The 241-nt window shown below is 31.1% G+C and carries 1 protein-coding gene; it reads left to right on the top strand.

Going from position 1 to position 241, the window contains the following annotated elements; genetic code table 11:
• Positions 1-241 (top strand): hypothetical protein (locus R2R70_RS22720; RefSeq protein WP_410979303.1); only part of this gene is annotated, 241 nt, incomplete at both ends.

The raw sequence follows: 241 nt of genomic DNA, 5'->3' as shown, positions 1-241 counted from the left end.
GTATTTATACCAATATTACAGAGCAGCGTGCCAATGAAGAACAAGCCAAAATACTAGGTGAAGCATTTAGCCAAATAAACGATTGGTTACTGATTTTAGACGATCATTTAATGCCATTTTCAGCAAATAATAGTTTTATAAGAACGTTCTCTGATTCAGAGGAATTTACAAATATTAGCCCGAAACTATTTATAAAGTCTATTGGTAAAGAAAACTGTAAAGAGTTCGCAAAAATACTTAA

It is taken from the genome of Cobetia sp. SIMBA_158, assembly GCF_046566945.1.
Classification (GTDB): domain Bacteria; phylum Pseudomonadota; class Gammaproteobacteria; order Pseudomonadales; family Halomonadaceae; genus Cobetia; species Cobetia amphilecti.
This window is presented reverse-complemented; position numbering and strand designations above follow the sequence as displayed.